The organism is Lunatibacter salilacus (genome assembly GCF_009797935.1).
Classification (GTDB): Bacteria; Bacteroidota; Bacteroidia; order Cytophagales; family Cyclobacteriaceae; genus Lunatibacter; species Lunatibacter salilacus.
This window is the reverse complement of record NZ_VOLC01000002.1, coordinates 307,614-323,377: the sequence shown is the minus strand read 5'-3', so window position 1 is coordinate 323,377 and position 15,764 is coordinate 307,614. Positions and strand designations below refer to the sequence as shown.

The 15,764-nt window shown below is 44.5% G+C and carries 11 protein-coding genes; 9 read left to right on the top strand and 2 right to left on the bottom strand.

Annotation, left to right across the window (positions count from 1 at the left end; all coding sequences use genetic code 11):
• Positions 1 to 7: 7 nt before the first annotated feature.
• The 9 genes from FQ608_RS04105 to FQ608_RS04065 all read left to right on the top strand — a co-directional run bounded on the left by FQ608_RS04105 (position 8) and on the right by FQ608_RS04065 (position 12,042).
• On the top strand, positions 8 to 1,558 hold the full coding sequence (locus FQ608_RS04105) for a hypothetical protein (protein ID WP_158856524.1): 1,551 nt from the start codon (positions 8 to 10) through the stop codon (positions 1,556 to 1,558).
• A gap of 48 nt (positions 1,559 to 1,606) precedes the next feature.
• Complete coding sequence (locus tag FQ608_RS04100; RefSeq protein WP_234364060.1) at positions 1,607 to 3,082, top strand: hypothetical protein; 1,476 nt, start codon at positions 1,607 to 1,609, stop codon at positions 3,080 to 3,082.
• A gap of 25 nt (positions 3,083 to 3,107) precedes the next feature.
• Positions 3,108 to 4,613 carry a hypothetical protein gene (locus tag FQ608_RS04095; protein WP_158856523.1) on the top strand — a complete coding sequence of 502 codons (1,506 nt, stop codon included), beginning with the start codon at positions 3,108 to 3,110 and terminating at the stop codon, positions 4,611 to 4,613.
• A gap of 46 nt (positions 4,614 to 4,659) precedes the next feature.
• Positions 4,660 to 7,695 (top strand): PVC-type heme-binding CxxCH protein, encoded by a 3,036-nt coding sequence (locus FQ608_RS04090; RefSeq protein WP_158856522.1) that lies wholly within the window; start codon positions 4,660 to 4,662, stop codon positions 7,693 to 7,695.
• 44 nt (positions 7,696 to 7,739) lie between these two features.
• Positions 7,740 to 8,585: a sugar phosphate isomerase/epimerase family protein gene (locus FQ608_RS04085; protein WP_158856521.1), complete on the top strand. Its 846-nt coding sequence runs from the start codon at positions 7,740 to 7,742 to the stop codon at positions 8,583 to 8,585.
• A gap of 59 nt (positions 8,586 to 8,644) precedes the next feature.
• Complete coding sequence (locus FQ608_RS04080; RefSeq protein WP_158856520.1) at positions 8,645 to 9,568, top strand: hydroxypyruvate isomerase family protein; 924 nt, start codon at positions 8,645 to 8,647, stop codon at positions 9,566 to 9,568.
• A gap of 267 nt (positions 9,569 to 9,835) precedes the next feature.
• Complete coding sequence (locus FQ608_RS04075) at positions 9,836 to 11,293, top strand: neutral/alkaline non-lysosomal ceramidase N-terminal domain-containing protein (RefSeq protein WP_158856519.1); 1,458 nt, start codon at positions 9,836 to 9,838, stop codon at positions 11,291 to 11,293.
• Between the two features lie 84 nt (positions 11,294 to 11,377).
• Positions 11,378 to 11,614 (top strand): hypothetical protein, encoded by a 237-nt coding sequence (locus tag FQ608_RS04070; protein ID WP_158856518.1) that lies wholly within the window; start codon positions 11,378 to 11,380, stop codon positions 11,612 to 11,614.
• Positions 11,615 to 11,748: 134 nt separating this feature from the next.
• On the top strand, positions 11,749 to 12,042 hold the full coding sequence (locus FQ608_RS04065) for a hypothetical protein (RefSeq protein WP_158856517.1): 294 nt from the start codon (positions 11,749 to 11,751) through the stop codon (positions 12,040 to 12,042).
• A gap of 116 nt (positions 12,043 to 12,158) precedes the next feature.
• Here the strand turns inward: FQ608_RS04065 and FQ608_RS04060 are convergent, their stop codons facing one another.
• Both FQ608_RS04060 and FQ608_RS04055 read right to left on the bottom strand, forming a co-directional pair.
• Positions 12,159 to 14,507, bottom strand: coding sequence for an alpha/beta hydrolase family protein (locus tag FQ608_RS04060; RefSeq protein WP_158856516.1), 2,349 nt, complete (start codon positions 14,505 to 14,507; stop codon positions 12,159 to 12,161).
• A gap of 177 nt (positions 14,508 to 14,684) precedes the next feature.
• Entirely contained in the window at positions 14,685 to 15,761 is a 1,077-nt protein-coding gene (locus tag FQ608_RS04055; RefSeq protein WP_234364059.1) for a Kelch repeat-containing protein, read from the bottom strand.
• Positions 15,762 to 15,764 lie beyond the last annotated feature (3 nt).

The window sequence follows — 15,764 nt, the reverse complement described above, 5'->3', positions numbered from 1 at the left end:
TCGTGATATGATTGGAACTGAAATACGGAAAATAAAATCCTGGTTAATAGAAAACCTAATACCCTGGCAATTCCTCTTGTTAGTGCTGTTTGGCGCCTATCAGAACCAGTTGTCCGCCACTACAAGCCAAGGTCTAAGGATTGGAACGGCTTCCATTGATATTACCCCACCATTGCCTGCAGCGGTTGATGGTCAAATGAGGCTGAGGGTGGCAACAATAGCGGAAACTGCTTTATTAGCCAATGTGGTGGTATTGGAATTAAAAGATGATTTCGGAAAGCTTGATGTAAGTGTGCTTATTTCTTGCGATCTGGTAACCATTCCCTATGAATTGAGAGATAAGATCAGAGAATCTGTGGCATTTTCAATTCCGGAACTGGATACCCGCAAAATAATCATCAATGCCACCCATACCCATACTGGGGGCGTGATAAGGGATGGATGGTATGCAATTCCCGACACAGTAACCCAAGCTGTGGACTATCAGAATTTGGTGTCCAGGCAGGTAACCCGTGCGGTGGCGGTAGCATGGAAAAAAAGGGATTTTGGAAGTATTTCCTGGGGGATGGGACATGCCAAGGTGGCCTATATCAGAAGAGCAGTCTATAAAGACGGCAGCGCCAAAATGTATGGGAAAACCAACCAGGATGATTTTAGAAAAATGGAAGGATATGAGGATCAAAGTATCTTTTCATTGTTTTTTTGGGACCAGGCTGGTAAATTGATAGCCACCTGTATCAATGTCTCCAGTCCGGCTCAAATTGTAGAATCTAGGTCGACCATTCATGCAGACTATTGGGATCCCGTTAGACAGGGGCTACAGAAAAAATTTGGTTCCGACCTGGTAGTCCTGGGGTGGATAGGTGCTGCGGGGGACCAAACACCCAGACCAATGTACGACCAATTTGCCGAACTCAGAATGGTGGAATTGCGCCAAAACAATAGCAGTCCAGAATTTGAAAGTGGTTCCGAATCGGTTAATTTTAGATCCGACAGCTATTTGGATGAGGTGGGGGATAGGATTGTAAACGCAGTTATGCAAACTTATGATACTGTGAGCAAGGACCAATATCGGGAAGTTGTATTTGATCATGCTGTGGAGGAAATAGACCTGCCAATGCGCTTGGTGACAGAAGAGGAATATCATAATTCTAAAAAACTGAGGGATGAAGATCTTAATGACAATTATAGAGCAATAGAATTCAGTAGGCGTATTGCCTTTTATGACGAGGTAGTAAAAAGGTTCGAGAACCAGCAAAAGATTCAACAGCCTATGTACCCCGTGGAAATTCATGCTTTGCGGATAGGGGATGTGGTGATTTGCACCAATCCATTTGAAATGTTTACTGATTTTGGGATACAAATCAAAGCCAGAAGCAGGGCTTTACAGACCTTTATAATCCAATTGGTTGGTCCAGGCACCTATTTAGCAACCAAAGAAGCTTTGGCTGGAGGGCATTACTCCGCCATTGTAGAAAGCAACCGGGTTGGACCTGAAGGGGGGCAGATCCTGGTTGATCATACGATTTCAATGATCAGTGCCCTTTGGCCAAAATAAAAATTCATAATTAAAATAACTGCATTTCATTTTCAGATTGATAAAAAAATGGTCTCTACATTCAAATACTTCATTGCTTTTATTGTAGGGGTGTCGTTGCATCTGCACCAATTGGAGGCTTCCCAAATTTACATTGGTGCCCAATCAGTAGACATCACTCCCGAATTACCAGTTGCTGTGACAGGGCAATTTCATCTTAGGATTGCAACGGAAGCGGAAACGCCACTTACTGCAAATATTTTGGTGCTGGAATCCCGGGAAAACAACCGGATGGAAGAGCTGGCTGTGATGGTTTCCTGCGATGTGTTGTATATTCCCATTGATTTGATTGCAGATCTCAGGAAATCCGTAAAACAAAGAATTCCCGGGTTGGATGTAAACAAAATATTTCTAAATGCCACCCACACCCATACCGCTCCTGTCTTGGCAGAGGAAGGGGAATACTGGATACCAAAGGAAGGGGTAACCCAAGTGAAAGATTACAGGTTGTTTTTTGTTGAAAAGGTAACAGAAGGGATTGTAAGTGCGTGGAATAGCCGTACGGAAGGAAGCGTGGCCTGGGGTCTGAGTTATGCAGTCGCGGGATATAACCGCCGTATTGCATATTCCGATGGTACTTCAGGAATGAGCAGCAAAACCAATTTGAGGGAATTTGTAAACTTGGAGGGATCAGAGGACCACGATATCAACACTTTGTTTTTTTGGAACAAGGAGGGAAAATTGATCTCAATGGTCATTGGAGTGGCCAGTCCTTCCCAGGAAGTGGAAGGGAGGCATGCGGTGAATGCCGATTTCTGGCATCCAGTTAGGATGGGCATCCAGGAAAAATTCGGTAAAGAGGTTTGTATACTGGGATGGGTTGCAGCAGCTGGCGACCTCACACCCCATCTGCGCTATAGAAAGGCAGCGGATGACCGGATGAGGGAACTGAGAAACCTAAGCAGAATAGAGGAATTGGCGAGAAGGATAATCATTGCCGTAGAAGAAGCCTATGAAACAGTGAAGACGGAAAAACAGGTGACACCTATTTTTAAGCACCATATCGAAAAGGTCCCTTTACCGGAAAGATGGGTCACGGAAAGAGATTTCCTTGATGCGGATGCCTTTGTTTCGGATGCCAAAAAACAGATTGCTAATGATCCCAAGGCCTCTGAAAGACTGTACCGCCGGATGAAATGGCAGGAATCAACAGTAGAGAGATATAAAAAACAAAAGGATAACCCAAACCCCGTTTATGGAATGGAATTACATGTCATCCGTCTAGGAGATATTGCAATTTGTACCAATGAGTTTGAACTCTTCTCCGATTTTGGCATAAGAATGATTGCCAGAAGTAAAGCACTACAGACATTCGTTGTTCAATTGACAGGCAGTCCAGGATGGGGATCCTACCTGCCCACGGTCAAAGCAGTACAAGGCGGAGCCTACAGTGCAGTAATTCACAGCACACTGATCGGGCCAGAAGGCGGTCAGAAATTGGTGGACAGAACCGTAGAAGTAATCAATGGCCTTTGGCCTGAATAATACAGGTTATTTAATCCAAACAAAAATGATAAACATCCGAATTATTATAGTATTTGCCCTGGCTTTCTTAGGAAAATCAGGCGTTCAGGCTTCCGATTTGTATTTGGGAGCTGCCACCGCCGATATCAGTCCCGAATTGCCGGTGGCACTTATGGGCCAGTTTCATATGAGAATTGCAGAAAGGGCAGATACACCCTTATATGCCGCCATTGTAGCCATTGAATCCAGAAATGGGGATAAGGGACTTGATACTGCCGTTTTTGTATCCTGCGACCTGGTTTATATTTCCGCCCAGTTAAGAAGGGAATTAAGGCAGGAGGTTGGCAGGCGGTTGCCCGGCTTTAATGTCAATAAAATTATTCTGAGTGCCACCCATACCCATACCGCTCCTGTTCTTGAAGACGACCCGGATGAATCTTCCTTCTTATATCCTATACCTGCAAATGGGGTTTCCAAAGTGAAGGATTACAGGGACCTTTTTACGGAGAACGTGGCGGATGCCATTGTAAAGGCATGGAACAGCAGAAGTAGGGGAAGCGTTACCTGGGGCCTTGACCGCGCGGCGGTGGGGTATAACCGTAGAGCCGTCTATGCCGACGGAACTAGCGTCATGTACGGAAACACCAATAGGCTTGATTTTCAGAGCCTGGAAGGGTACGAGGACCATGACGTCAACTCCCTGTTTTTTTGGGATTCGAAAGGCAAATTAATCGCGATGAGCATTGATGTGGCGTGCCCTGCCCAGGAGTTTGAACATAAATCCACTGTCAATGCTGATTATTGGCATCCCGTACGAATGGCTTTGCAAAAACGGTTTGGCGCCGATCTCCATGTTCTAGGCTGGATAGGTGCTGCCGGAGACCAGTCCCCCCATAGTATGTACCGAAAAGCTGGTGAAGCACGGATGCAGGAACTTTCCAACAAATCCCGGTTGGACGACATTGCTGAGCGGATAATAAGGGCGGCTGAAAATACTTATGAAATCGTAAAAAATGACCAACATACCAATGTGGCTTTTTTCCATGAGACCGAAAATTTAAAACTTCCCATGCGCGTCATTACCCATGAAGAATATCTGGAATCAAAAAAGGTAACCGAAGACTGCGCCACCCAGATCGCTGCTGATCCTTCCAAGGCTTCTCAATTATATGCGAAAATGACTTGGTTCGGAGACGTACTGAAGCGGTACCATGACCAACAAAAACATCCGGAAAAGATGTATGAATCGGAAATCCATGTGTTAAGATTGGGTGACGCAGCCATTTGTACCAATCAATTTGAATTATTTACGGATTATGGGATTCGGATCCAGGCCAGAAGCAAGGCGGTCCAAACTTTCGTCATACAGCTGGCAGGGCCAGGTACCTATTTGGCTACAGAAAAGGCCATTGCTGGAGGAGGGTACAGTGCGGTTTGTCAAAGTAATGTGGTGGGTGCTGAGGGAGGTCAGATTCTGGTAGACAGAACCCTGGAAATCATAGACAGCTTCTGGTCAGAAGAAAGACAACTTGAAATCGAAAGAAATCTGTAAACTACAAAAAACAGCGCTTTATCCACCGGCTTGCAAAAGAAACCTAATGAAAAGAATTTGTTTTAAAAACCATATCCCTTTATTATTTATTGTTGCACTTGTTATATCCTTTGGTTGTGGGAAAGGTAAAGACTCCCCTTCCACCGAAGGTTCTGTCCCTCCCGGTAATGCCCTTTCGACCTTCGAATTGGAAGAGGGTTTTCAGATGGAATTAATTGCCCATGAACCCCTGGTTTCAGATCCCGTGGACATGGAGATTGACGAATTTGGCAGGCTGTATGTGGTTGAGATGCCCGGGTATCCGATCGACAAAAGCGGAACCGGACGAATCAGACTACTTTCTGACAGCAATGGAGATGGCATCATGGATGAAAGCACCGTTTTTGCGGAGGATTTATTGCTGCCCAATGGCATCCTGAGGTGGAAAAAAGGGGTTTTAGTAACGGATGCTCCGAATGTATTATACTTGGAGGATATCGATGGAGATGGAGTGGCTGATGTGAGGGACACCGTTCTTACCGGTTTCTCATTATCCAATCCCCATGTCAATGTTAACAATCCGGTTTATGGTTTGGACAACTGGATACACCTTGCCCATTTGGGACATATTGGAACCCGGAAGTACGAGGACCTATTTGGTGACCGGGGCAGTGAAATCGTCTTTTATGGCCGTCAGGATGGACCTATTTTACCTAAAAATGCCAATGGCCATTCAGTCAGGTTTAGACCGGATAAGATCGAGATGGAGATGGCTTCAAGCAGGACGCAGTTTGGCCATACTTTTGACCAGTGGGGAAGGTATTTGCTGACCCATAATCAAAATCATATTTACCATGAAGTAATAGGAGCTTCCTATCTTGACCGCAACCCGGACCTTTTGGTTTCCAATGCCACAGAATCCATTTCGGATCATGGGAATGAAACCGAAGTTTTTCAAATCACAACCAATCCGGACCGTCAGCTTTTTACCCCAATGGGTTTGACGACTGCATCGAGTGGGATTACGGCCTATTTGGGAGGAATTTTCTCGGAACCCTTCGATCAAAATGCTGTTTTTGTAGCGGAATCCGTAAGTAACTTGGTTCATGTGGATATACTTGAGGAAAAAGGGGCAAGCTTCACAGCCAAAAGGCATAGGGATAACAGAGAATTCTTGGCCTCAAGGGATTCTTGGTCTCGGCCTGTCAATATGTATGTAGGGCCAGACGGCGGACTGTATGTTCTGGATTACTATAGAAGGATCATAGAACACCCAGAATGGATGTCTGATGAGGCGGTGGAAGCTGGAGGGCTCTATGATGGGGTAGGAATGGGGCGGATTTACCGAATTACGCCCAAAGGTACCGGAAAGGCGGATTGGACTTCCGGCCTGGATTTTGGAAATGAAAGTCCAAAAGAATGGGTAACCCATCTTGCCAATCCCAATATCTGGTGGAGGATCAATGCCCAGCGCCTCTTGATAGATGCCATGGATATGGACGTTATACCGAATCTGGTTTTCATGGCAAAAAACGAAAACTCACCTGAAGGACGTTTACATGCGCTTTGGACGCTTGAGGGCATGGGAAAACTGGAATCCCCATTGATTCTGGAATCATTGAAAGATTCAGAAGCTGGAATCAGGGAAAATGCCATAAAACTGGCAGAATTGCACTTGGAAAAATCTCCCGAATTGGGTGCGGAATTACTTAAACTAAAAGATGATCCGCATCCAAGGGTACGGTTTCAGTTGCTTTGTACGATAGGATTTATGGATAATCCTCAATCGGCAAAAGTGACCGAAGAATTATTATTCCAAGACTTGGCCGATGAATGGGTTCAAATCGCGGCCTTGTCGGCTGCATCTTCCCAGGCTGTTCCATTATTGGAAACGGTATTAAAGCGGTTTGATTCCTCACAGCCAGCTTATGGGAACTTGGTTACCAGGCTAACCGCAATGATTGCTGCGGGTGATGAATTAGATAAAACAATGGATTTATTAAATATTTCCCTTTCCCCTTTGGAACGGGAGGAAACTGGTTGGAAGGCGCCGGTGCTAATTGGAATAACCGAAGGAATAAGGCGAAAAAAGGAAAACGCGAAGCAAATCAATAATCACTTAGACAAAATCCTCCGGGCATTCTTTGACCATCCCCAAGCTGAAGTCCGAAAATCTGTCCTTGCTTTAATCAAAGTGCTGGAAATTGAAGAGGTAGAATTGGTTGAGAAAAGCATGGAGAGAGCCATTTCAATCGCAACGGACCCTTCTGTTTCCGATGATAGGAGGGCGGAGGCATTAAGGTTTCTCCCTTTGGGGGATGTTTCCCCATTTGATGCCAAGCTAAAAGAGATGATCGTGACAAAGGAACCGATGGTCATTCAGATAGCTGCAATGCAGGCATTGGGAAGAATTGAAGGAATAGGCGTTCCTCAGTATTTTCTGACCAAATGGGAGACACTAACACCAGAAATACGCGATGTGGCTTTGGAAACGTTTTTATTCGAACCCGAAAGAGTTAAATTGTTGTTGGATGCCTTGGAGTCAAAAAAAATACCTGTAGCGCTGATAGGTTGGAAACGAAGGGTTCAGTTGATGAACCATTCCGATCTTAACCTAAGGACACGGGCACGGGACCTGTTGACCAAAGATGAGGGAGAAGAAGTTAATCGCCAATACCAAGAAGCACTGGAAATGGAAGGGGATCCGGTAGCAGGGAAAACAGTGTACATGGAGAACTGCGCCGTCTGCCATCAGTTCAGGGGAAAAAACGGGGTCGCTTTTGGGCCAGACCTTGGGACCGTCCACAATTGGCACCCCAAAGACCTAATGGCAAATATACTGGATCCCAATTTGTCTATTGCACCTGGTTTTGATTTGTGGGACGTAAGGATGAATGATGGAGAACAGGTTCAGGGAATGATCATGAACGAAACTTCGGCTGCCATCAGCCTGAGAACCTCTCCGGGAATTGAAAAATCGATCAACCGGCAGGAGATAAGTTCCATCCGTGGATTGAACATGTCGATGATGCCGGGATTGGCGGGGCAGATAGATCAGCAGGAAATGGCAGACCTTATCGCCTATATCCGGAATTTGCAATAGATTTTAGTAAACGAAATTTTCATGAACCCTTTAACCTGTAAGAAATGAAAAAATATCGGTTGGTTTTGACAATACCCATTTTGCTGTTACTCCTGGTTAGTATGTTCCAAGTTGGGAAATCCAATAGTAAATCCAATGATTCGGACTGGAACATCGGTGTAGCCCTTTATTCCTTCAACCGGTTTCCCTTTGTAAGTACATTGGAAAAGGCCGGCACTACGGGGGTTAAATATGTCGAAGGTTTCCATTTTCATAAGATGGGGAAAGAATTTGGAGATAAGACCATGGCTGAATTAACCCCTGAGGAAATCCAAAGGGTAAAAATCCATTTGGATAAAAAGGGATTGACAATGAAATCCATGTACGTGGGAGGGGCAAAAGACAGAGAGGGTTGGAAGGCTTTTTTTGATATGGCCCAATCCCTAAACGTACAATACCTGGTTTGCGAGCCGGAAAGGAAAGACTGGGATATGGTGGATGAGCTGGCTGGAAATTACGGCATAAAAATAGCCCTTCACCAACATTCCAAAGAATCGGGAAGCATTTATTGGCATCCTGATTCAGTTTTGTCCGCCCAAAAAGGCCATCCCAATTTTAAAGCTTGTGGGGATTTGGGGCATTGGACAAGGAGTGGATTGGACGCCGTGGCCTGTTTAAAAAAGCTAGAAGGACAGCTATTAAGCATACATTTAAAAGATTTGGACGGCAACCACCAGAAAGCCAACGATGTAATGGTAGGAACCGGAATAATTGATTTTGATAAAGTGATCAAGGAACTGAAACGCCAAAATTTCAATGGAGAGGTCTATGTGGAATGTGAACATAAAATGGAGGATAATCTTGCGGATGTTCTGGAGGCTGTGGAATACTTTGAAGGTTTATCCAAATAACACCATTGAAATATTACCCAAAGGCAACTTAAAAACCCAAAAACTTAAACTACTACCACATGAAAAGGAGATCTTTTTTCAAAAATGGACTTATTGCGGGAGCAGCAACCATAGCTGGACTATCTTTTCCTAAGCCAATAATGGCCTTAGGCGGTTCCCAAAAAGCCAATTCTTTCAACATGAAATTTTCCCCTGAGTTCGGAATTTTTTCCGAGGTGGCTGGAAAAGGCTTGGATGACCAGATTAAATGGGGCCATGACCATGGATTTACGGCATGGGAAAACACTTATTTAAAAAACAGGCCTGTGGAAGAACATGAACTGATCAGTAATACCATTCAAAAGCTGGGAATGGAGTTTGGACAGTTCGTGGGAACCATGAATTTTAAGGAGGTAACTTTTGCTGGTAGGGATGCCGCTATCCGTGATAATGTCCTTAATGAGGTCAGGGCCTCGGTGGAAATAGCAAAGCGGATGAATACCAAGTACATTCATAACGTCCTTGGCGTTGCAGATCCGAAATTACCCTGGGATTTTCAATCCGCAAATGCGATAGAACTGTTAAAAAGGATAGCAGAGATATATGAACCCCATGGCCTGATTATGGTAATGGAGACCATGAACCATAAAATCAACCACCCGGGGATGTTTTTACATACCGTCCCCCAGGCCTACGCATTGGCAAAGGCAGTTGGAAGCCCTAGTGTAAAATTGCTTTTTGATGTTTATCATGTTCAGATCCAAGAAGGTAACCTGATACCTACCTTGGATTATGCATGGGACGAAATTGCCTACTTCCAAATTGGGGATACGCCGGGTCGTTTTGAACCTTCAACGGGTGAAATTAACTATGTGAACTTACTGAAACATATTTATGAAAAAGGGTACCGAGGGTTTTTGGGTTTGGAACATGGAAAAAGCCAACCGGGTAAGCAGGGAGAATTGGCAGTTTTGGAGGCATATAAGAAGATAGATTTTCGTTAAGTGATTTTTATATAAAATATACATGAATATTTACTTGCACTTCAAGAAGTATAAATACTTAACGGCGTGTTGGTAAACAAGGCATTGGAAGAAAGGCCAAGAAGAGGGAAAATCCACATCCAGTCCGAAGGCGCGGAAATGATGGTGAAAAAAGTCGACCTGAGCCCTATAAATTAGGGGTTCTTGTTTAAATACTTAACCGATTGATATTGAGATGAAGACCTTACAATTATTTAACTTAAATGCCCAAAAAATCGAACATTTACCATGAAAAATTTTAATAAAAATTATTTAGCGAAATGTATTTATACCTTGTTTTTCCTTGTCGTCGCCACTCCGATTTTTGCTTCTGAATTATTGGTAGGAACATCGACAGTTGATATTACCCCACCATTGCCGGTTTCTCTGGACGGGCAGATGCGGTTAAGGGTTGCTGAGGAGGTGGAAACTCCCCTAACAGCCAGCGTGGTAGCCTTGGAAAATATCAAGGGGACTGAAAGCCAAACCAGTATCTGGGTGGCAATGGAATTGGTTGTGATTACGGATAAATTGAAAGAAATGATTCTGGATGCAGTAAAACAAAAAATACCTGGAATCGATTCGGAAAAGATCATTATCAATGCTACCCATACACATACAGGGCCTACTACGAGGGAAGGAAACTTTATTTTACCGAATGGCATTACGACCATTGATGAAACCTTGAACTTTCTAACTGAAAAAGTTGTGTTGGCCATATCACAGGCCTGGGACTCCAGAGAACCAGGGAGTGTTTCATGGGGAATCGGTCAATCCAAACTGGCGACCAACCGTAGGGCCGTCTACTATGACGGTTCTTCGAGGATGTATGGAAAAACTGATCTACCGGAATTTAGAGGGTTAGAAGGGGTCGAGGACCATGATGTTAATCTTCTGTTTTTCTGGGATGCGACGGATAAGCTTTTGGCCACCGTAATTAACGTTGCCTGTCCCGCACAGGAAGTGGAAGGCAGGTCCTCCATCAATGCTGATTTTTGGCATCCGGTAAGAGAAACATTAAGGGAAAAATTAGGTGAAGAATTAGTGGTTTTAGGTTGGATTGGTGCAGCTGGAGACCAATCTCCCCATTTAATGTTTGGAAATCAGGCCGAAGACAGAATGCTAAAATTGAGAAATCTGGACCGTTTGGAGGAATTGGCCAGGCGTATTGTCACTACGGTGCTGGATGTTTACCAGGTAATTGAAAATGATCGCTACAAAGATGTAGAATTGATCCATGAAGTGAAGCGGGTAAAACTTCCCAAAAGATGGGTGACATTGGAGGCGGTCAACGAAGCTAAAAGGACGATTTCGGATTTGGAGAAGTTGGATGAGGAAACCAAACTGAGGCAGTACAGACTATTGAAATGGCATGGTGCACTTTTAGAAAGGTACGAAAAGCAGAGTCAGAACCCGGATGAAACCTATGATGTGGATATACACCTGGTTAAACTTGGAGATGTGGTGATATGTACCAATCCATTTGAATTATTTACGGAGTATGGAATTAGAATAAAGGCAAGGAGCAAAGCCCTTCAGACTTTTGTAGTTCAACTGGTAGGTGGCGGAACCTATTTGCCCACCATGGAGGCAGTTAGGGGCGGCCATTATAGTGCCATTATTCAAAGTACTGAAGTGGGCCCCGAAGGAGGTGATATTTTGGTGGAAGAAACGGTCCGGGGAATTCATCAATTATGGGAAAATTAAATAAATGCAAGAAGAAAAAAGACTAGAGGTAGAGTAAAAAATTCCGTACCACTAACAATCAATTGGTAGTAAATTTCTAAAAAAATGAAAAGCAGAAGGAGTTTTATCAAAAAAGTATCTGCGTTGGGCTTGATCATTAGTTATCCAGCAACAAGTTTTGCCCATCGAGGTGGCCCGGAGAAAATTACTTGGTTTGCCTCCGGAAATGATGGAATTCTGGCTGAGATTCCTGCCCCATCTGCAAAGGCTGGTGTTAACAATCTTGAAAAATGGGGCAATGCGGTAGCAGTCATTACTATAAGGGGCCGAGCTGACCGCTGAGGAATTCGACTACCTGAGGACTGTCAAATTCGTGCTTGACAAGCAGGTAGTTCTTCTGAGCCATCCGGCGAGAGAGATGAAAAACAGGATCGTTGCACTTCCCAGACCCTAATTCCGGCCCATTATCCGTGGAAATGAAAACAAACGGGTGGAGTCGGAATTGCCTGTCCCGTTTTTTCGGGAAAAGTACACATGATCCAGGTGAACGGGATATTGTTCCTGGACACAATCGACTTCAGCAACTTCAACGAGTGTACCCGGCTCCTGATGTAGTACTGAATTACAAGAAGATTTTGACCAAGCCCCTCAGCTGGCTGGGGCTAGGATCTATGCCACCAACAGCACCCGGAGATTGCATGGAAAAGAACTATTCACCTGCTTTCCCAAAAAAGGTCCCAAGGGGAGCCTGTAAAGATACTGAGCCGTGAAATATCCAGGCTATGGTTTACGGTGATGGAAGAAGTGTTTGGAAACCACAAAAACCATTAGGGTTGAGTAAAAAAAGTGTAATAGGTGAGAAAAACGAGAATTGGCAGTTGGGTTTTTATTCCAACTGAATGTTTTTAGGCTTAAATTGTAAGTGTTTGTCGATAAACTGATAAGCCTCCAATCTGGTTGTTGTAGGAAAATCATGTTCAGCTTCAGGGTAGCGGACCTGGAGATGTTGGGGAACCCCAAAAAGATTGAAAACTTCCTGGACCTGTTCAATTCCTTTTTTTACACCGACCACATCAAAGTTACTGTCATTCAGTGGGGAATTGGAGTAAAAGGCCCTGGGTGCCAAAGTGCTAATCAGCTCAGGGAAATCAAAGGGAAGTTTTCCGTCCTCCATATAATTCCTCACTTTAGGCATATATCGGATTTGTGCCCATGGGCCCAATCTTCCTCCATACCTTTTAGTTCCTGCGGTGCCGATATTATAGAAATCAAAAGGTGTCCAACCGCAGCTGGAAACTACTACTTTGATCCTTTCGTCAAATGCCGCAACAAATATCGAGTTATGGCCTCCCAATGAATGACCTATGACCCCGATTTTCTCTGGATCAACCTCCTCCAAGGATTGCAGAAGATCTACTGCCCGGTAATGGTTGACAATTGCTTTCATGGTCGCTGATTCGTACCGGTCATTTTCAAAATCATAATCCGAAAGGTCTCCCATGCTAGGATAATCCGGTGCAATGACTACATACCCTCTCATTGCCAATTCTTTGGCAGTGGCCCGGTTTGCCAGCGGGCTTTTACCGTCTACCAATTGCTTCCCAAGATCTCCGGTGCCATGCAGCACCAGCATGCCAGGTTTTTTTTGGTTCTTCTTGGTTTTTGAAGGTAGGTAAAGATAAGCCGGCACTTCCTCATTGACGGCGGCGGTGTAGAGAATCGAATACCGTATGTAATCCTTGGTCTGTAAACTGTCCAGGTATTGAATGGAAAGAGGGGGTGAATCGGCAAGGAGGGGTAATGGTCCTGTTACTTTTTGAAAATTTTCAAGTATAGCTGTTTTTTTGGCTTTCCATTCCTCCACTTTTGTGATTGGGCTTCCGTCTTTTTTAAACAGTAAACCCTTAGTTTCGGAAGCGGGGAAATCTTTATGCAAAAGATTTTTGATTGCACCCATCAGCACAGCTTCCGCTTTTTCCGTCACAGGGCTGACATTGATTTCATAACCTCCTTTGGGATAGGCAGATGCCGGACCAATGTAAAAAGGCCCATAATCACCATAAGCTGCCATGGCTACAAATAAGTCCGTTCTTTCTTCTTTGGCTGCCAATTGATATTCCACAAATAATTCTCCTGGGAGGTGCAATATCCGGACATCACCCACATAGAGACAAGAGATATCTATTTTTTTTCCTTCTTTTTGTCGGTTGTACCAGGCAAGTTTCATCAGGTTATTGGTAAGCCAACGATGGTTTTGCGTCTCCATCTCAGTCCGGATTTTTTCCAATCCCTCCTTGGGCTCCATCGAAACAGGAACGAAATCCCATCCCAGATCATTGGCGGAAATGGGCAGTTTTACGGTATTTTCCCATGCCCGTCTCATACCATCCGCAAGCCTTTCAGCCAATTTTAAGCGGTTTTCTTTGGAACCGTCATTGTATTTGCCGGCAGTAACGTTAGCTCCGGCTCCGTTAAAGTGAACATGGAGTGCGTCTGGAAGGGACATTTGCCTTAGAAATCTGGCTACACCCGGAAAATCAGGGTTGGCCACTTTGGTAAGGTAATAGCTTTGGGGATGAACGGCATAATAACTCAATACGGCAAGTGCTTCCTCTCCGTTCCAAAAACTAACCAAGGAAACATCCGGATCTATCAATCCTTCAGGATGGGCCCTCATAGTAGAATCACGAGTCGACGATGTTCTTGAAAATACGATTTTACCATCCTCACCCTCAATTCTTCTGTTACTGGCCACTTGATGAACCTGTGCTTTACCTTTACCCACATGGGTAACCGTTTTCATGTTTTGCATCGCATCCGTAATGGCAATTTCCAGATTCGTTATCAATTGTCTGCTGAAGCTGCCCTCAAAACTTTGAGGGTCCATGCCGGCGTCTTTCAATATTTTTTCAGCGCCAAAATCCGATATCGGGGCATCGTGTTGGTGCAGGGTATGGATGGCTACTCTGGATGGTATGGTCCCGGCTGCCCTGGCTAAACCTTCTTTGAAGGCATCCTGGCTTTCATTGGCGATGCCAATCCAATCCACTGCACATAGGACAATGGGCATTCCTTTACCTACCAAAACAATTCCCTTGGCTTTGAGCCCCAAATCCCAATTTTTTTCCATCGGATCATAAGCCAGCTGACTTCCAATAGGTGGGCTGGCATCCACATCAAAGGTGGCGATTTTGACCATTTTGGATGCTGGAAGAGTATCAAAACCCTGGGCCATTGACCAAGTTGGGCAATTAAATATGAACCAGCATAGAAACAGAGAAAAAACAATTCTTTTTATGGGATACTTGAAGGCGATATTGGTAATCATCTATTTTGTTTTAAATGTAGGTTGTGTTATTGAATGTTTTGATTTTCCGTTTGGACTTTATTTTGAATAATATATATGATAGGATCAGGGACCCTCGTCAATTCCCCAGTCCTCAGGGAGTTGAAGTGACCATACATCATTGACCAAAGGAGGAGTCATTCCCCCGGCCACATAAATTTTATCCTTAAATACAAAAGCAGAATGCTCATGGCGTTCAGGCCAACTGACCTCAGGTCTATAAGCCATCCATTCTTTGCCGTCCTTGGTATACCAGACGTCTGCCCAGTTTTTATAGGGATTGTTGGACCAACCTCCCATTACCCATATTCTGTCTCTGTAAACTACGGAGGAAAACCAAATCCTTGAGTGCCAGGGAGCGTTTCTCGTCACTTCTACCCAATTTGTTCCGTCTTCTGTTACCCAAACATCATTTTTAGCGTGGTATTCGGGTGTGTAGTTGCCACCACCGAATAAATACATTTTACCATGGAGTACCGCAGCCTGATGGTAAGCCCTGGGAGACCAGGCTGCATTCTCCGTAGCCAGTTTCCAATCTACTCCGTTATCCGAATACCAGACATCATTTTTCAGGCTGGCTTCATCCCCAAAATAGTAGTTTTCTGTCCCTCCGAGCATCCACATTTTCCCATTGAACTCCACTACCGCCGCTGCAATTCTTGGTGACCAAGTGGCTTTCCTGTTTTCCAGGTCCCAATCTTTCCCATTGGTGGAAGACCATACACTGTTGCTGGCGGAATGACCTTCCAGCCGCCCATTGTACCAGCCCCCCATAATCCACATTTTGTTTTTAAAAACAAAAGTCATGGGAAGGTCACTGTGGATCCATGGAGCAGAGGGTTGAATAAGCTCCCATTTTTTACCGTCCTTTGAACCCCATACATCCCGGGGTGGTGCTTCATCGGAAGCAAACCATCCCCCTAATACCCACATTTTATCTTTAAACACCACTTCACCTTGTGAATCCCGGGCTTCCCAACCGGCATTTTCGGTTACCTTCACCCAGTTGTGGGGATCAAGTTGGGCGTAAAGATCCATTTCCATTGACCCTTGAAAAACCACAAATACAAGAAGAGTTTTGGAAACCGAACTCAGCCATTTTTTGGGAGGCGAGAGGGAGCACATTGAAAGTAAATCATTCATTTT